Source organism: Bacillus sp. G1(2015b), assembly GCF_001482475.1.
GTDB classification, from domain to species: Bacteria; Bacillota; Bacilli; order Bacillales; family Bacillaceae; genus Bacillus; species Bacillus safensis.
Genome location: NZ_LKIC01000001.1, coordinates 188,792 through 208,130, shown reverse-complemented (window position 1 = coordinate 208,130; position 19,339 = coordinate 188,792). Strand labels below are relative to the sequence as shown.

Sequence of the window (19,339 nt, the reverse complement as noted above, 5' to 3'; positions counted from 1 at the left end):
CTTAAAATAGATCCATTAGCTTTTCAAGTTCATCCATGGTGAGATCCTCATCTCCCACATCACTAGGTGTGATTTGACTCTCATCCTGTGATAGACAATGTGAGATCAATGTCTTCACATTCTTTTCTAAGAGCTCCTTGAACTGTTCCATCGTACGTTCTTCGAATTCAAGGTGATGATAGGAAATCGTCACATGGAGCATTGCTTGTTCTACGAAACCAACAATATCTAGCGCATGAGGTTTCTCGGATTCAGGGCTCAGCGATTGTCCTGCATGCCATGCAGAGCGTCTCATTTCACCGCCACCGATCTGTTCATCAAACTGGCCAAGATAGTTAAAGCTGATATCTGGTGTGACTTGAAAATCAATATCGTCCTTCATCTTGTCAGGCGTTAAGTATTTTAAAACGCCATAGCCGATCCCCTTGTTCGGAATGTGTCTGAGTTCCTCTTTTAAATGCTTGATTTGATAAGAAAGATCGTCTGCATGCGACATATCCAGTAACACAGGATACATGCTAGTAAACCAGCCGATGGTCCGTGACACGTTAACCGCAGGGAGGATGTCCTCTCTCCCGTGCCCTTCAAGATGAATAAAGTGCCTGTCTTCACCTGTCCACTCTTTCATGGACAATCCTAATGCCGTCAGCAAAATATCATTGATTTCTGTTTGGTAGGCTTCATGTACATCCGTCAGCAGCCTGTGCGTTTCCTCTTCAGACAATGTAAAACGAATGGTCTCTGTATGAAGCATTCGTTGATCCTCCGTGACATGATCCTTTTGAAGCGGAGGAACGGAATGCGCAAGTACCTTTTTCCAATACGCTCTTTCCGATAGCAGCTCATCTGACACAGCGTATTCAGTCAGCTTCTGGGCATATTCTTGGAAGGAGTGTGTTTTTTCAGGGAGGGTAAGAGTTTCCCCGCGCTTCGACTGTTCATAAAGAGCCATGAAATCTTCAAGGAAAATGCGCCATGACACCCCATCAATGACAAGATGGTGTACAGCAAGCAATAAATGATCCCCTTGATCCGTTCGGAAAATAGCAGGTCTCACTAAAGGCCCCTGTGCTAGCGATATACTCACCTGCACTTCATTTGCCAGCTTTTCTACCTGCTTGATTTGCTGCGACAGCTCTCCTTTTACTTCCGCCACGTCAATTGCCACATTCTTTTCCTCGATTCCTCGATGACGCTGGATGACGCGCCCTTCTTCGAGCGGATACACCAGTCGCAAGGCATCATGATGAATCATGAGCTGTTCCAGTACTTGCTGAACGATTTCCTCATCCAAACCATTTGGTGCTTGGAGCATAACCGATTGGTTCCAATGATGCTGATTCGTAAAGTTTCGTTCAAAGAACCAGCGTTGAATCGGTGTTAAAATGACTTCTCCTTCGACAGGTGATTGGTCGGCTGTGAGAAGATCGGCTTCCTCGATATATGGGCGCAGTTCCGCAATCGTCGGGTACTGGAATAGAAGTTTCATATCGAGCTTCCAGCCTGCTTGCGTGAGTCTGCTTGCCATTTGGATACCTTTAATCGAATCTCCGCCAAGGAAGAAGAAGTGATCGTGAATACCGACTTGGCTGACGCCAAGGACATCTTCCCAAATGCCGCAAAGCAGTGTTTCAACTTCGTCTCTTGGTGCTTCGTATATCGTTTGGTTCGCTTCGATATCAGGAGCTGGCAATGCTTTCAGATCAACTTTTCCATTTGCCGTCATTGGAAATTGGTCTAGCTTGATGATCCATGATGGCACCATGTATTCAGGCAACGTTCGTTTTAGGCTTTCTTTTAAGTCCTCTGTATCAGTATCGCTCTCCGTGATCACGTAAGCGGCAAGGGCATCCTGATCACTCGCATCTTTGACTGTTGTCACGACGGCTTCTTTGACCGAATCCAACGTCAGAAGCTGGGCTTCAATTTCTGACAGCTCAATACGGAAGCCGCGGATGTTGACCTGATGGTCTATTCTGCCGAGATAGATCAGCTCGCCATCCTCTGTCCATTTCACTAAATCGCCTGTGCGGTACATGCGCTCGCCTGGATAAAATGGATCTGGGACAAATCGTTTATCTGTTTCCTCTGGAAGATTCCAGTAGCCTCTTGCTAGTCCTTTTCCTGCAATTACGAGCTCGCCCGGTACGCCTGCCGGCGATAGGTCATATAACGAACCCATAATGTAAAAACGAGTATTGGCAATCGCTGTTCCAATCGGAATCGTGCTTTGATCTGGGTCGATGACCCCACTTGTCGCTACAACCGTATTTTCAGTTGGACCGTAGTTATTGACGAGTTGATATGGTACTGGCTTCACCTGTTTCAGCTTGTCTCCACCTGTTAGTAAATAGCGTAGAGAATGGTTGTCCATTGACATAAACTGCTCACATAACTGCGTTGGCAGGAAGGCAATGGAGATGCCTTCTTCATTAAAATACGCATTGAGCTTGATCATATCGAGGCGAATTGCTTCGTCAATAATGTGCAGCTCTGCGCCGGCGATCCACGTCGGGAACATCTCCCAAATGGAGGCGTCAAAGCCAAAGCCGGCATATTTCGCAGTTCGATCCTTGTTCGTCACTTGGAACGCATCATTATGCCAGAATGCAAGATTCACAAGAGACTGGTGCTCGACCATGACACCCTTCGGCTGTCCCGTCGTCCCAGACGTGTAAATCATATAAGCGAGATCTGTCAGCTTCACATGAACCTGAATCTCGTGAGCTTCTCCCTCTACCGCATCTTCTATGAACAGGACATGACCTGTGAATGAAGATGGTGCAGTAAGTCCTTTCTGCATCAGAAGTATCTCTGCGCCGCAGTCCTCCAGCATGTACGCAATACGCTGCGCTGGATAATCCGCATCAATTGGAACGAATGCCGCACCTGCCTTGAGGACACCAAGGACAGCAGCTGTCATATCAAGAGATGGACGGGTGAAAATGCCGACGCGGTCTCCTGGTTTTGTGCCGTTTGCGATGAGCCTTGAAGCGACTACATTCGCCCGGCTATTCAGCTCTTTATACGTCCAGCTCGTTCCGCAGAAGGTCGCTGCTTTTTGATGCGGTGCTTCTTGTGCCTTCGCCTCAATCAGGGCATGAACGGTTTGATCTGACGGGACGTCTAGGACAGGTCCTGACCATTCGTTCAGCTGTTTTTGCTGCTGCTGCGGTGACAATAATTTCATTTGATCTAACGATTGATCTGGCGCTGACACCATTTGTTCCAGCAAATGAAGGAAATATTCTTTCCACTTTTCAATTGACGTCTTATGAAAGATAGAACAATTAAAATCAAACACGAGCTCAATTTGATCTGCGGATTCGTTTCCAGTTAAGGTCAAATCAAATTTGGCGATATTCTCCTCGAATGGCTGTGGAACAACGTAAAGCCCATCCATTGATAAATCACGAATATCCGCATTTTCCATTGAGAAGACCACATCAAAAATTGGATGACGGCTTGTGTCTCGAACCGTTTGCACCTGATCTACCAATTCTTCAAATGGGTACAGCTGATGCTCGTTTGCCTCTAACACAAGCTGATGAACATTTGACGCAAATTCAGCAGCAGTCTGATGTCCTGCTGGTCTTGTTCTAAGTGCCAGCGTGTTCACAAACATGCCAATCACAGATTGAATATCAGGATGGGTTCTACCCACAACCGGAGAACCAATGATGATATCCTCTTGTCTTGAAAGCTTGCTTAAAAGAATACTGTAGCCAGCAAGCAGGACTGTATAGGTCGTACTGTTGAGCGTTCTAACGAGTTCGTCCAATTTTGATTTAAGCGAACCTTCAATTGTAAATGAGACACGATCTCCAGCGAATGTTTGCACTTTTGGCCTTGGCAGGTCTTCCGGCAGTGCCAGTACAGGCAGCTCTCCTTGTAATTGATCCAGCCAGAATGCCTCTTCATCTGCTTTTTGCGCAGCAGATGCCTCACTTTTTGACCAAACTGCATAATCCTTATATTGAACAGGCAATTCCTCTAGTTTGTCTCCTCGATACAGGGCTGAAAGCTCCTCAATTAAAATGCCAACAGACGCCCCATCTGAAATGATATGGTGCATATCAATCAGTAAATAATGGACATTTACGGAGACGGAAACTAGACCTATTCTGAGTAAAGGCGCTTTTTCTACATCAAATGGCCTGATAAAGTCATTCATCAATTGCTGTATGTCTCGGCCGTTCTGTTCAATTTTTTCAATGTTTATTGAGACATTTGTTTCAATCCGTTGAACAGGTTCATTCTGAACAAAATCAAAGCTCGTTCGGAAAGCTTCATGACGTTGGACTATCTGATCAATTGCCTCTTCAAATCGTTTTTCATCAAAGACGCCTTCTAGCTTTAAGGCCGCCGGCATATGGTAGCTTTGCTCCGCATCAGTCATTTTCTCCAAAACAAACAGTCTTTTCTGAGCAGATGTCACTGGATAATAGGCCGCCTCTTTGGCAACTTCCACTCGCTTGATCTCCGTTTGGTCCGCTTGATCTACCGCAAGCGCGAACGCTTCTAATGTCGGGGATTCAAATAAAGACTTCAAAGTGAGCTCCACCTGCATTTCTTCATACAACCTGTTCAGCATTTTCATGCCGCGCAGCGAATGGCCCCCGCATTCAAAGAAATGATCGTGTTTGCCGATTCGCGGTACTTCAAGAACTTCCTCCCAAATGTTCGCCAGCAGACGCTCTGTTTCTGATTGAGGAGAGGTGTATTCATTTGCCCCCTGCTCACTAAGATCAGGTGCCGGCAGCGCCCGCCTATCGACCTTGCCGTTATTCGTTAAAGGAAGCTCCTCTAATTGCATGAAAAATGCCGGCATCATATACACGGGCAGTTCACGTCCTGCTTGCTCGCGCAAATCAGTTAATGAGACAGACCCTTCTGCTGTGAAATACGCACATAACGTGTCATTCGGAGCAGCGATCACGACAGCTTCCTTCACCTGAGGATGCTGCAGCAGTTGATGTTCAATTTCCCCAAGCTCGATACGCTGTCCGCGAATCTTCACTTGATGATCGATCCGTCCAATGAATTCAATATCTCCATTTGACAGCCAGCGTGCAAGATCGCCCGTTTTATACATGGTCTCTCCAGGGTGGAAAGGATTTTTGACAAACTTTTCGCTCGTTAGTTCTGGCTGCTTATAATATCCTTTCACAAGTCCATCACCAGCGACACATAGCTCTCCTGCCACGCCCGGCGGCTGTACATGTCCAAATTCATCTACAATATAAACAGCCGTTTGACTCACTGGCTTTCCGATTGGGATGGATAACGCCTTCTTCTCAATGTGGTTCACAGGATAATATGTGGTGAAAATTGTGCTCTCAGAAGGGCCGTACATATGAACAAGCTTGTCTTTCCCCACTGTCTCAAGTGCAGTCACCACATGAGGCACGGAAGCACGTTCCCCGCCAAACAGCACTTTTCTTACGTTCTTCAAGCTGCCTTTTTTCATATCGATGAGTAAGTGAAAAAGAGCTGTAGTGATCATTAAAATACTGACTTTTTCCTTCTCAATCGCTCCAGAAAGCTCATTCATGTTTAAAATATGGTCCTTTGGCAGAACAATGAGTTTTGCTCCGTTTAATAAAGCACCAAACACATCAAACATAAAGGCATCAAATACATAGTTTGAGATGCTCATCACCGTATCTTCATGATGAATGGTGAGATAATTCGATTGCTTCACCGTTCTCAAAATGTTCCGGTGTGTCACCATATTTCCTTTAGGTTTACCGGTTGTACCAGATGTATAGGTCAAATTCGCCAAGTCCTCAGGTAAAATATGAGCATCTATTGGGCTGTCTGACTGCTGAGCAATCGCTTGATTTTCTGTTTCTATGATGGTTCCCTCAAATGCAGTGAGCACCGAGCGATGGCGCAGCACTTGATGTGTCAGTAAGAATTGTGCACCGCTGTCTGTTAAAAAGTGCTTCACGCGCTCATCAGGGAAATCGGGATCAATTGGTACATAGACTCCGCCCGCCTTAAGCACAGCCAGAACAGAGAGCACCATTTCATTGGATCGTTCAAAGAATAAGGCTGCTTTCATTCCTTTTTCAAAACCATTTTCACGCAAATAATGAGCCAGCTGATTCACTCGGTCATTCAGCCCTTGATAAGAAAGAACCACATCTTCACATTGCAATGCAGGCTGATGACCATGCTGCTGCACCTGTTCTTCAAACTGCGTCACAATGGTTTCTTCTGCTGGATAAGGCGCAGGTAACGGATTCCACCTATTTAGCTGAGCTTCTGCTTCTTGTTCAGACAGTAAGCGATAGGATTGAATAGCTTCCTGCGGCGTTTGAACCATTTGCTCCAGCAGATAAACATAATGTTTGAGCATCTGCTCTGCTGTACTTCGTTTAAATAGCGCCGTACTGTAATCGAGTACAAAGGATAAACCTTGATCTGACTCCATCGCTTGCAGTGTTAAATCAAATTTCGCAATATGGAAATTGGTTTCTTCAACCTCGACCTGCATATCCCCAATACGCTGGGCTGTTGAATGACCCGGCGCAAGTGTAAAGACGGTATCAAACAATGGATGACGGCTAAAATCTCTTGGCACATTCAGTTTTTCAAGCAGCCGCTCAAACGGATATTGCTGATGCTCAAATGCATGCATCGTCTTTTCCTTTACTTGCTCAATCAACTGAGACATGGTTCCATTCGGATCTACCTCTGACCGCAAAGCAAGTGTCTGGACAAACATACCGATCATGTCATTCAAATCTGTATGCACACGCCCTGCTGCCGGTGTTCCGACCACAAATTCCTTTTGACCCGTATATTTCGCAAGCAATGTATAGTAAGCCGAAAGCAGCACCGTATACAGTGTCGTGTGATGGTTTGCTGCAATCTCCTGTAATTGATTCTTTAACGCCTCATCGATTTCTTTGATGACACGATCACCTGCGAAAGACTGGACAGCTGGACGCTGATAATCGGTCAGCAGCTGTAAAGCAGGGATATCCCCCGAAAATTCTTGCAGCCAGAATGCCTCTTCTTTTTGAAAGCCTTGATGCTCTTGCCAAACAGCATAATCTTGATATTGAAGCTTTAATGGTGCTTTCACCGATCCCTCGTAAGCATCTGACAGCTCGCGCAGCATTAAATCGATCGAAAGACCATCTGAAATCAGATGATGCATATCGAAAAAGAGCAAATGCTCCTGATCATGCAATGACTGCAATCCTATTCGAAGAAGTGGCGCACACTCAAGATCAAAAGGTCTGACAAAGTGCTGCATGTTTTCTTCCATCGTACCACCTGTCAGCTGTTCTATTTCAAAGAAAACGGATGAAGCGATCCGCTGACGAGGGACACCTTTTATCGTATGAAAAGAAGTACGCAGCATATCATGACGTGAGATCAGTCTGTCAAAGGCTTCAGTCAGCTTCTCAAGCTGCAGAGCTCCTTTTAACCTCACAACAGCAGGCATATGATAGGCAGTGCTTTGCTCCAATTGACTCACCATATAGACGCGCTGCTGTGGAGGCGATAATGGATAATGATCTACAGCCGGCGCTTTTGGTATCTCCGTTGCTGTAGACTTTTCTGCTTGCTCAATATAAGTAGCAAGAGCAGCAATCGTCTGCTGTTCAAATAAAACAGAGAGCGGCACCTCCACTTGAAAGTCTCGCTGAACCTTTGTAAGTACGGTCATCGCTTTGAGCGAATGCCCGCCTCGATCGAAGAAAGAATCATATACACCGATTTGTTCTTGATCAAGAATGTCTTCCCACAAATGAACAAGCTTCGTTTCTATATCATTTCTAGGTGCCGTATAAACAGCATGAACCGCTCTATCACCTTTTAAGGCAGCAAGTGCACGACGGTCGACTTTGCCGCTGACTGTGAGTGGAAAAGCATCGAGCTCTTTGAAATAAAGAGGCATCATGTAAGCTGGGAGCTGATGTTTGATAGCCGCTTGCAGCATGTCAACAGACACGCCATCATGACGAGCTTGATAGTAAGCACTTAACGCCTTTTCCCCATCCGCTTCATCAACTACTAGCACGACAGCCTTATCAATTCCATCTACCTGCTCCATCACCGCTTCAATCTCACCTGTTTCTATGCGGTAACCCCTTATTTTCACTTGATCGTCCATTCTGCCAAGATAATCAATCGTGCCATCTGGAAGCCATCTGACTAGATCCCCTGTTCGATACATCCGCTCATGCGGAGAAAACGGATCTGCCGTGAATACCTTCTTCGTCAATTCAGGCTGATTCACATAGCCTCGCCCAACACCTATACCGGCAATGCAAAGTTCTCCTGCAGCCCCTGGCACCTGTAATTGATCATGTTCATTTAAAATATAAATACGATGATGACCAAGCGGTTTTCCAATCGACACATAACGCTGTTCAGTTGATTCGCTCAGCTCACTGAGATTCAGGCGATGAACTGCCGCATCCACACACGTCTCAGTTGGACCATACACATTCCATAGAGTAAAATCAGGCTGACTCATACGAACCGCTTCGATAAGTGAACGTGCTGCTTTCGCAGGCAGCGCTTCTCCCCCAATCAGCATGTGCGTCAATGACAGACCGTCCAAATCCGCTGCAAGTAAAAGCTGCACATGCGCCGGAGTTCCATCTGCCGCTTCAATTTGATGTTTTCTGTAATAAGCCGCTAGCTGCATGCCATTTCTCGTCGTTTCTCGAGGGATGATATGAAGCGTATGTCCAAATAAAAGGGCAGCAAATATTTGTTTCACCGATGCATCGAAATGGAATGGGGCTAGAAGCGCCATTTGAACCTCATTCGCCCCTTGATACATCTCATGATGCAAAGCATGGACCAAATGATGAAGCTGAAGATGCTCAATCATGACGCCCTTCGGCTTTCCAGTCGTACCCGATGTATAAATCATGTAGGCTAAATCTTCGGGCGCCGTCTGATCGACAAGCTCAGGCAGCCGTCCATCATCTAATAATAGTTGCTGCTGCACGATCAATTTTTCCGAGAGGGCTGAGTACTCTTGAATGAACGATTCCTCCGTTAACACGATAGAAGCACCTGAATCCTCCACAATAAATTGAATGCGCTCCTCAGGTAATGCTGGATCAATTGGTACATATGCCCCGCCAGCCTTTAGTATGCCGAAGACTGCTACCATGGCATCTACCTTCCGCTCCATCAAAACAGCAACAGGCACATCACGTGAGATACCTTTCATTTGTAGAAAACGTGCAAGCTTTTCTGCCTGTTGTTGCAGCTCTCCATAAGTAATTGTTCCATTTTCTGCTACAACAGCTGTTCGATCTGCATATTTGTTGGCTGTCTCATCAAACATGTGATGAACCGGTTTTGCTGCTGGTCTTTCAAACGATTCTCCCTCAGATAATTGCAGCAGTTCCTTTTGTTCACCTGCTGAAAGTAAAGGCAGTGTCCCGATCAGTTGATCAGGCTGAGTGACCGCCGCTTCTAGTAAAATCAAGAATCGATCAAACATCTTACTCATTTCTTCTTCTGTGAATACATCTGTACGGTAATCCAAATCAATGGTCAATGTATCAGTATCCCAGCGGTCTTTCACATGTATTGAAATATCATTCATTCCGCTCCCGCTAAAAATCGGTTCAGTAATGAACGACAGGTTCTCTTTTTTCTGCCACTGCATGACCTGATATTCTAAAGAAATATCAAAAAGGCGTCCTGTAAACCCTTCTCTTTCCCGCAAATCATTCATGAGAAGATTGTAAGGGTATTTTTGGTGTCGCAAGATCTTCATTTGATCCGCCATGACCTGCTTTACGAAATCAACAAACGATTGCGACCCTTGAACAGATGCACGCATTGGAATCGTCGATACAAACATCCCAATCATCTTTTTTTCTTTGGCATTCGTCCGGTTACCCATAAAGGTTCCAAGAACAACATCCTCCATACCGCTAAAACGATGTAAGTAAATATAGACAGTGGACATAAACATCGAAAGCATACTGACTTTCTGTTCTTCACAAAAGACACGAAGCTTCTCCTTTAAAGAATCTGGAACATCCCCTGAAAATCGCTCCGCATGTAAACTCATCTCATATCCCTTATGCGGTTTTAAAGATGCGAAGTCTGGAATATGAGCAAATTGCTCATTCCAAAAAGCTTGATCTTTTTGAAAACGTTTAGAAGATTCATAGGTCTGCTCACTCATAATGTGATCAACGAAGGAAATCTCCTCAACTGGCGAGATTTCTACTCCTTGCAGCATGTCATGATATAACTCAATAATGCGATTTCCCATTAAAATGATAGAAATCCCATCCGCGACAATATGATGTGCTTTACAGAACAGCCAGCACTCTTGATCATTGATTTGAAATACCGTAAATTCAATCAAGGGGCTGTCAATCAATGGCATCGGCTCACGAATTTGCTCGTTCGCCCAAGCCCTTACTTCCTCTTCACTCCAGCCCTTCTCCATGCGAATCGGCTGTTTTTCATAAGGTTTGATATATTGAACAGGCTCCTCCTCTTCATCTCGATACACGAGTCTCAGCCGAAGAGAGTCAGTTTGTCGAATATACGCTTGAAGCACATCGACGACCAAAGAAGGATTGAGACCTGATGCTGATCTCAACCTGGCGAATCCACCCAAATTAGAAATACTTGTACCTGGATAAAATCTTTCCGTGTAGAATACTCGCTTTTGCGCATGTGTTAAGGGGTAATAAACTGTATTCATTCTCATCCTCCGCCTCTTCTATGTTTTCTCCACCAATTTCACCCTGCACCCTCTATATCAAAAGAACCAAGTCTATTTCATTAAAATAGACGCTTTAACAGAAAAGGAGCCCACCCCGAATAAAACGGAGGGACTCCCATTTTGATTCGGTAGCCTGCCGACCTTAGCAAAAAAAGAATCATTTACCTTAGGACATGGCTTTGCGTCTCTATGTTTCCATAGATTTGCCTTTTTCTTCTTTTCTTTTAGATATTTTCTATTTACGTCCACTTTATATGAAAATATTGTTTTTTTCACCGAAAAATGGGTGTAAAGATTCATGCGTTATACCGAAGGGTTCGCATGATAATTGACGATATTTACCGAAAATAACTAATAATAGTTGCGTTCAACCGAAAATAATCGACTAAATACCGCAAAAATTTCATATTTTCCCTTAAATATTGAAAATATGGCCGAAAATCTAGGATAGAGGTCTCCTTTCGTTTCCCGCAAATTCTTAAATCTTAAGAACTACATTCCCTAAAAAAATGAATTTTTTTACTGTAAAAACAACAAAAAAAAGAGCTGCCATTTCAAATGACAACTCCTTGTTTCTTCATTATATTTACATCACCTTAGACAGACCAATCGTTTTCTCAATAATGAGCAGCGCAATGATAGAAATGATAATAAATATGACAGATATCGCATTGACACTTGGATCAAAGGTCTGCTCAATGTAATTAAAGGTCCTGACCGGAATTGTGATGGTTTGAGGTGAGGAAACGAACAAACTGATCGATATTTCCCCAAATGACGTCACAGCTGAAAACACTCCGCCTGCAATGATTCCCGGCTTAATCAAAGGCAATGTGACTCGAAAAAACGTGCGAATGGGTCCTGCGCCAAGATTCATTGAAGCCAGCTCAAGACGCGGATCTAAATTCGAAACACTCACACCTACCGTTCGAACCACATAGGGAAAACCAATGATGACGTGACCAATGACGAGCGCCCACAAAGACCCTGTAAAGCCCATAGCCGTAAACAAGTAAAGCATAGCAATCCCTAACACCACTTGAGGAATCATGAGAGGTGACAGAATGAAAGCTTGGACGGCCTCCTTTCCCTTAAAGGAAAGCCTTGCTAAAGCATACGAAGCCATTGTCCCTAAAAGAACCGTGAGAGGCGTCACGATGAATAGCAGAATCACACTGATCCGAAGCGATTCCATCCATTCTGGATTTGACACGACCTCATGAAACCAACGAACAGAGAACGAAGTCGGTGGAAATTCAGGAAAGGCATTTGGACTAAAAGCAGATAGGACGATCACAAGAACAGGAATGGTTAAAAAAAGATAAACCAATGACCCAGCAGTCCAAATCAGGATAGAAAGCAAGCGGTCACCTATTGACTTTTTACGCATGCATCCTCGCCTCCCAACGCTTCAATAAATAGCTTAGTAGACTGACCACCACAAGCACACAAACCAATAATGTAAAGGACATAGCTGCAGCAAGAGGCAGGTTATACACCTGCATCACCTGCTGATAAATTGACAGCGGCAGCAGCGGCTGCATCCGTCCGCCGACTAACAGCGGAGTGATATAACTTCCTGCTGCCAGTGAGAAGACGATGATCGCGCCTGTCACCATGCCAGGAATGGTCAGTGGTAAGGTGACATGAAAAAAGGTTCGAATCCGGCCAGCTCCAAGACTCATAGAAGCCGGTTTTAAGTGACGATCCATATCGGTTAAACTTGTTGCGATCGGCAGTACTGCAAATGGCAGCATGACTTGGACATAGGCAATAATCACCGCATTCATATTCCACAGCATCGAGAGCGGCTTCTCAATCACATGTAAATCTAGTAACATGCCATTGATCAGACCATTTTGCGAAAGAAGAACAATCCATGCAAACGTCCGAATCACAACACTTGTCAAAAGCGGCGACACAAGTAAGATATAGAAAAATGCCCGCAGACGCGGATTAGGAGCCTTGACAAGCACGTATGCTGCTGGGTATGCCATCAATAAACAAATCACCGTTGTCTGTAAAGCCACCCACACAGTACTTCCAATCGCCTTTACATATGCATCTGTCGTGAACACATGAATATATTGAGAAAAGCTATACGTTTGTAATGTATTCATCATCGAATCGACATCGCGAAAACTGAGAACGAGCATCATCACAAGCGGAGCTAGTAAAAATACAACAAGAAACAAACAGGCTGGCAGCAGCATAAACCAATGAAATCGTTGATTCTTTTTCTTGATTCGCATCACGTATGCACCTTCGAATCTAAGAAAACGATATCTTCAGGCTGCCAATGGATATGGACGGTTTCTCCAACTTCAGGCAGCTCGGGAAATGCAGCATCAGATGCATGGACAATGATTTCACTATTATCAAGCCCCACAACCAAACGTAATGAATGCCCAATATAACTCACATCTGACAGCACGCCTGATACATGGTTTGGCTGAACTTTCTCCTGCTCAGAAGAGATGCTGATTCTTTCAGGACGCAGCATAAGCAGTTGCTTTTCCCTCTTCTCTTGATGTGCCGCAGCCTGCAGCTGAAGATGCTGACCGTTTGAATGGGTTACATGCGGAACCGTAAATGCAGCATCAGCTTCATTGTACACGGCCTCAAAGATATTCACCTGTCCGATGAATTCAGCTACAAATCGATTGTTTGGCTGGCGGTACACCTCTAAAGGCGTCCCAATCTGCTGAATTCTACCCTCTCCTAAAATTCCAACTCGATCAGAAAGGCTTAAGGCCTCCTCTTGATCATGTGTCACAAGAATGGTTGTAATCCCAACATTTCTTTGAATATTTCGCAGCTCTGTCTGCATGTTTTTTCTTAGTTTGGCATCTAGGTTGCTGAGCGGTTCATCAAGAAGGAGAACAGACGGCTGAATCGCCAGCGCTCTTGCTATCGCTACCCGCTGCTGCTGACCACCGCTTAATTGGTGGGGCATCCGTTTCGCAAATGCCTCTAATTGAACAAGAGACAAGCTTTCCATCACTTTCTCTTTGATTTCCGCCTTCTTTTTCTTTTGAACCTTAAGCCCGTACGCCACATTATCAAATACAGTCAGATGCGGAAAGAGTGCATAGCTTTGAAAGACCATACCTGTTTTTCTTTGGTAAGGCGGCAAAGCTGTCACATCCTGATCACCAATATAGACGACGCCTTTTGTTGGTTCTAAAAAACCGCCAATGATGTTTAATAACGTTGATTTCCCGCAGCCGCTAGGACCGAGAAGGGAGAAAAACTCTCCCTCATTCACAGTAAGACTGACATCGTTGAGAGCAATCTGCTCACCGAAGTGCTGACTGATGTGTTCTAAATGAATTCCACTCATGCGATCACCTATTTTCCTCCGCCTAATACTTCGTTCCATCGATTTGTCCAATTGCCAAGCTCAGAGGTTGCTGTTTCATAATCTACCCAAGTCAGCTTGCTGTAATAATTTTCTCCAACTTTCACTTTCCCCTTAATCTTGTCATTGTACTTCACATCAGAATTCGACATGCCATAATAAGATTTTTCCGAGAAAGCCTCCTGAGCTTCTTTTCCACTCAAGTAGTTTAATAGTTTGTATGCCGCTTCTTCGTGCTGACTTCCTTTCGTTAAAGCCCAGCTCGCTACAGCTGCAACAGCGCCTTCTTTCGGATATGAGAAACCAATATCCATTCCTTCTTCTTCAAGTGCAAATACTCGCCCGTCCCAATAGGGAACAGCTGCGACATCCCCACGTTCTAACAAGGTTTGAATCGATCCTGGGTTATCCGGAAAAGCAGCGACATGACCTTTTAATTGCGCGAGACTTTTAAATGCTTTATCAATATCCTTAGGATTTGATTCTGTCCCCCCTTGTGCATGAACAAGTGCAGAGAAAAATTGCAAACCAGCTGAATAAGTCGGAGATGAAATGGCTACCTTCCCTTTCAACTGACTGCTCCATAGGTCTGTCCAGCTGTTTGGTTCCTGCTTGACGAGATCTTTTCTATAAGCAATTCCAAGCTGCCCCATACTAAAGCCTGCTGCATATTGTTTTCCATTCACAGTCAGCTTCTTTTGGACAGAACGGTAAAGCTTTTTGACGTTCGGCGCTTGATCTTCATCGATAGGCGCAAGAACGTTTGCTGCAATACCTCTTTGAATCGTGTCAGGCTGTAAGATTAGTAAGTCATATGGTGGATTTTTCCCATTTGACGCTTTTAATTTTGTAAACCATTCAGAATCCGCTCCAGAGACGGTCTGCACTTTAATTCCCGTATCTTTTTCAAACTTTTCAAGGATTGGTTTGATATTCTTTTCCCAATCGCCTCCATATACGCCAACAATCACAGTCTGCTGCTGTTTGCCTTGATCCTTTCCATTTCCACCACAAGCGGTCAGCAGTACAACGATGGATAGGATACCTGCAACAATAGCGATTAATCTTCTTTTCATGATTCATTTCCCCCTTTTTGTCCATTCATTTGACGAAGTGCTTGAGTAATATCTTCCTTTGTTAACGGCTCATTTCTATGACTGAAATATTGATGAACTGCATGTTTATAGTGCGTACGTTCATTAGCCGGATAGGAACGCAGCTGAACGGCTAGCTCACTGCTGGCTTCGTCCGTCCATACTTTCTCATAAGCTGCTCTTTGTTCTCCGAAATCCCACACATCAGTAGCTGCAGGATCACCAGCCTTTTCACGCACCTTGCTCGTCTGCTCCTCATCAATCTTCCATTCATTTTGCTCTAAATACACTTGAACACCATATTGCTGCAGCGCTCTTTCTTCACTTAATAGACCAGCTTCCACTTCCTGAAGGACTTTTTCTTTCTTTCTGGCAAATGGATTCCCCCAGCCGCCTCCACTTGGTGAAATCAATTGAACGATATCGCCTTTTTCAAGTCGCAGAACATCTATTTTGGGCTGGTCTTGTTTCTCACCATTAGCTGTGATCAGCTTGACCTCACCAACCGCTCCTGCTCGGCCGCCCATTAAACCCCAAGGCTGAAACTTCATCCGTTCCATTCCTCGTGCTGTCACCATCGATTCAGGCTTCATCATTTCAAATTCCAAACCAATCGCATGTCCGCCTCGATTTTCACCAGCTCCACCTGTATTCGGCAGAAGCTCATATCGGTGAACATGAATATCAATATGCTGTTCCAAACTCTCAATTGGGGTATTCTTCAAAAAGCCTGACGAATGATCAATACCGTCAACTCCATCAGTACCATTTTGAGCACCGCCGCCTCCGCCTAATGGTTCGACAACGGACATTTTCCTGCCACCCGTTTGATCATCAGGTACAGAGAGAACCACAATGGCAGATTGACCTGCACCTGCTGCCGGTACTGCTTCAGGCAGCAGCTTACCAATCGCACCTAGCACGACATTGTACAGCCTCATCGTAATCGAATGACGAATCCCGACAGAGGCTGGATATTCTGGATGCACCAGCGTTCCTTTAGGAGAGATCACATCGATTGGATACGTTATTCCACCATTAATCGGTATAAAAGGATCCTTACTAATGATGTAATTAATCAACCCTTGATAAAGAAAGGAATGCTTCTGACCATTGGTAACAAGGTTAAAGGCTGTTTTTACTTGCGGGTCACACTCAGAAAAATCGAGCGTCAGCCGTTTGCCTTTGATCGTTAGCTTGATTTTCAACCGAATAGGGACGTCTGAAATCATATCATCATCTAAATAATCAGCAAATTCACTCGTTCCATCCGGTATAGCTTCAATGACCTTTCCAGCACGATCCTCGGCTTGCTTCAGCAAGTCTATCATTCCTTGTTTCACTTCGTTTTTTCCAAATTTCTCAATCATTTCTTTTAACCGAATATCTGCTGTATTCACTGCAGCAATCATCGCATTGATATCACCATCGTTTAGATGACTAGCGCGGCTGTTAGCTCTCAAAAAAGTACGTACGACCTGATTCTCTTTCCCACCTTCATAAATTTTTACTGGCGGAATTCTTAATCCTTCTTGATGAACATCCGTTGCTGTCGGTGAAATACTAGAAGGCACAAGGCCACCCACATCACTGACATGAACAAAAGACCAAGCATAGCTTACGATTTCACCATCTACAAAAATCGGCTTAATGATATGGACATCTGGCAGGTGAGTCGCCAAACCATCTGTCGTATAAGGATCATTAGTGATGATAATGTCTCCTGGCTGCATCTGTCCGCTTTCTTCAATTGCTTTTTTTAGACTCAGCCCTAAAAAGATCGTCACACCCACTGTCTTCGGATAAACAAAGAAATCTCCAGAAGGTGTGGCTAGTGCTGTCGCAAAGTCAGCAGATTCTTTGACGAAGGTCGTAAACGACGTCCGTTCAATGACATGCCCCATACCTGATGCAATCGCATTAAAATAACTGCGCATCATCTCAAGCTTTGCTGGGTCAGTTCTCATGTAAAGCCGCCTCCTTTGAAATCACTAAGTTACCTGATGGATCAATACTGCCTGTCCAGTTTGGCAAAATTAATGTTGTCGTATCATCCTGCTCAATCACGGCAGGCCCATTTACAATAGAACCTACTGACAGCGTATCCCGATTATAAACCGATGCTTCGTATTCTTTTTCTTCTATAAAAATTCGTCTATATTCATTTGGTTTCAAAGACTGTCCCATGCTTTCTTGAACAGGTGAAAAAGGCAGCGGAGGCGTCTCACCTATGACTCGAACGCGTAAATGAGTAAACTCGATTTTTGCCTGATCATCCCTATGACCATATTGACGCTGATGCAATTTGTGAAAGGCTTCAATAAGTTGGTGGATGTCTTGTTCTTGCTTTAACCAATCAATCGATAATGGCAATTCAATCTCAAATGCCTGCCCTTGATATCGTGCGTCTGCTAATAAGAGAATGGATGTCTGATTGATATGCTGAATGTTCTGCTGGCTGACCCAATCAGTCGCTTTTCGTGACAGCTTCTCATAATCTTGTTTTAGTTGGTTGATCGAATAGTCTTGTAAACATATTTTCTTCGACAGCACCGCATCATGGATAAAATCAGCTGTTAAAGCACCTAACGCACATAATGTACCAGGACTTGGAGGAACAACTACATTTTTCGCATGAATTTCTCTTGCAAGGAAATTCGCCACAACCGGTCCTGCTCCGCCAAACGCCAGCAAACTAAAATCTCTAGGGTCAAATCCTTGCTGCTCCATCACATTGCTTAATTCTGTGTACATATTGGCTACGGCTACTTGAATGAGCTGGTCAGCCGCCTCTTCAAGCGTTTTGTTGAGCTGATCAGCAATTGGCTGAAAGGCCTTTTTCGCCGCAGATAGTTGTAAATGTAAATGTCCTCCGGCAAAACGTTCTTGATTGAGATAACCGCATATGAGAAACGCATCAGTTAAAGCTGCTTTTTCTCCCTTTCCATACGAAGCTGGTCCCGGGTTTGAGCCAACTGATTCCGGCCCCGCTTTGAGAAGTCCGCCCTGATCAATCCATGCTACCGAACCTCCTCCTGCTCCTATTGAATACATCGCAACAGATGGAAGAATGATTGGGAAGCCTGAAAGCTGATTGGATTGAGCCATTGTAGGCTGTCCATTTTGAATGATTGAGATATCTGCACTCGTCCCCCCAACATCAAAAGTGATCAGATTGGGTTCACTCGCTGATGCTGCAATTCTCGCCGCACCGATGACACCAGCTGCCGGACCAGAAAAGAGAGTCTTAACAGGCGAGGTTGCCGCACTTTCTGCATCCATTAAACCACCATTTGATTGTGTAATGTATGGAGAAATTGGTACACCTTCTTCCTTCAAACGGCTTTTCAATGTTTGCAAATACTGTTTCACCTTTGGCTGAATATACAAATTAACAACAGACATCACTGTACGCTCGTATTCCCTCATTTGAGGCCATAATTCAGATGAGGTAAGGACTTCTAACTGTGGATAATGATGATTGATATAGGCTTTTGCCTGTAATTCATGAACTGGGTTTTGATAACTATGTAAAAATGAAATGACGATACCTGCTAGCTTTTTAGATATAACATGCTGGACCGCATCATCTAATTGCTGCAGATGGAGAGGTTTTTTGATCGTACCATCGTGTATCAACCTTTCAGAGATTGGATATACATGCTTCCGTGGTATCAATGGTTCTGGCAAACGAGAATTGAAGTCATAAGGAACGGGTAGTCGTAAACGTTGAAGTGACAATATATCTTGAAATCCTTCTGTCACAAAAAGGGCTAAATCTGCTCCTTTTCGCTGTAATAATGTATTCAGACCGATTGTCATTCCGTGAACGAGGTATTGGATGTTGGATAAATCAACACCTCTTTTTTTTAGAAGATTTAACCCATTGATAATTCCTTGGGCTGGGTCATCAGTCACTGTAGGCGTTTTGAGTTCAGTCAGCTCCCCTGTTGCTTCATTTATCAGCGATAAATCAGTAAATGTTCCGCCTATGTCTATTCCGAGCCGGTATGAGACATCCGCCATTTGTACTTCCCTCCTGCAATGTAATTAGAATCATATTTTGATAAATTACGACATTTTTTGATATTTGACTCCATATTATTAAAGCAGATCGGTCTAGTCAATTTTATTTTTTTGAAATTTCTG

At 44.3% G+C, this 19,339-nt stretch carries 7 protein-coding genes and 1 riboswitch; all 7 genes read right to left on the bottom strand.

Annotation, left to right across the window (positions count from 1 at the left end; translation table 11 throughout):
* Position 1: 1 nt before the first annotated feature.
* The 7 genes from AMR95_RS00995 to AMR95_RS00965 all read right to left on the bottom strand — a co-directional run bounded on the left by AMR95_RS00995 (position 2) and on the right by AMR95_RS00965 (position 19,216).
* A complete protein-coding gene (locus AMR95_RS00995) occupies positions 2-10,714 on the bottom strand; it encodes a non-ribosomal peptide synthetase (RefSeq protein WP_058837434.1) in 10,713 nt (3,570 codons plus the stop codon).
* Between the two features lie 145 nt (positions 10,715-10,859).
* Positions 10,860-10,953: riboswitch (cyclic di-GMP riboswitch) on the bottom strand.
* A 368-nt stretch (positions 10,954-11,321) separates the two neighbouring features.
* Positions 11,322-12,125, bottom strand: coding sequence for an ABC transporter permease (locus AMR95_RS00990; RefSeq protein WP_024424298.1), 804 nt, complete (start codon positions 12,123-12,125; stop codon positions 11,322-11,324).
* On the bottom strand, positions 12,118-12,987 hold the full coding sequence (locus AMR95_RS00985) for an ABC transporter permease (RefSeq protein ID WP_039176427.1): 870 nt from the start codon (positions 12,985-12,987) through the stop codon (positions 12,118-12,120). Before AMR95_RS00985 ends, AMR95_RS00990 begins: the two co-directional genes overlap by 8 nt.
* Positions 12,987-14,078: an ABC transporter ATP-binding protein gene (locus AMR95_RS00980; protein ID WP_058837303.1), complete on the bottom strand. Its 1,092-nt coding sequence runs from the start codon at positions 14,076-14,078 to the stop codon at positions 12,987-12,989. The genes AMR95_RS00985 and AMR95_RS00980 overlap by 1 nt, the downstream gene beginning before the upstream one ends.
* 8 nt (positions 14,079-14,086) lie before the next feature.
* Complete coding sequence (locus AMR95_RS00975; RefSeq protein ID WP_058837302.1) at positions 14,087-15,172, bottom strand: ABC transporter substrate-binding protein; 1,086 nt, start codon at positions 15,170-15,172, stop codon at positions 14,087-14,089.
* Entirely contained in the window at positions 15,169-17,157 is a 1,989-nt protein-coding gene (locus tag AMR95_RS00970) for a hydantoinase B/oxoprolinase family protein (protein WP_058837301.1), read from the bottom strand. The genes AMR95_RS00975 and AMR95_RS00970 overlap by 4 nt, the downstream gene beginning before the upstream one ends.
* The gene (locus tag AMR95_RS00965) at positions 17,147-19,216 is read right to left on the bottom strand and encodes a hydantoinase/oxoprolinase family protein (RefSeq protein WP_058837300.1); all 2,070 of its coding nucleotides are present in this window, start codon (positions 19,214-19,216) and stop codon (positions 17,147-17,149) included. The genes AMR95_RS00970 and AMR95_RS00965 overlap by 11 nt, the downstream gene beginning before the upstream one ends.
* Positions 19,217-19,339: the final 123 nt, after the last annotated feature.

Bases quoted from the DNA above. Each gene is read 5' to 3' on its own strand.
- AMR95_RS00995 (WP_058837434.1), bottom strand. From the start codon at position 10,714: ATGAATACAGTTTATTACCCCTTAACACATGCGCAAAAGCGAGTATTC.
- AMR95_RS00990 (WP_024424298.1), bottom strand. From the start codon at position 12,125: ATGCGTAAAAAGTCAATAGGTGACCGCTTGCTTTCTATCCTGATTTGG.
- AMR95_RS00985 (WP_039176427.1), bottom strand. From the start codon at position 12,987: ATGCGAATCAAGAAAAAGAATCAACGATTTCATTGGTTTATGCTGCTG.
- AMR95_RS00980 (WP_058837303.1), bottom strand. From the start codon at position 14,078: ATGAGTGGAATTCATTTAGAACACATCAGTCAGCACTTCGGTGAGCAG.
- AMR95_RS00975 (WP_058837302.1), bottom strand. From the start codon at position 15,172: ATGAAAAGAAGATTAATCGCTATTGTTGCAGGTATCCTATCCATCGTT.
- AMR95_RS00970 (WP_058837301.1), bottom strand. From the start codon at position 17,157: ATGAGAACTGACCCAGCAAAGCTTGAGATGATGCGCAGTTATTTTAAT.
- AMR95_RS00965 (WP_058837300.1), bottom strand. From the start codon at position 19,216: ATGGCGGATGTCTCATACCGGCTCGGAATAGACATAGGCGGAACATTT.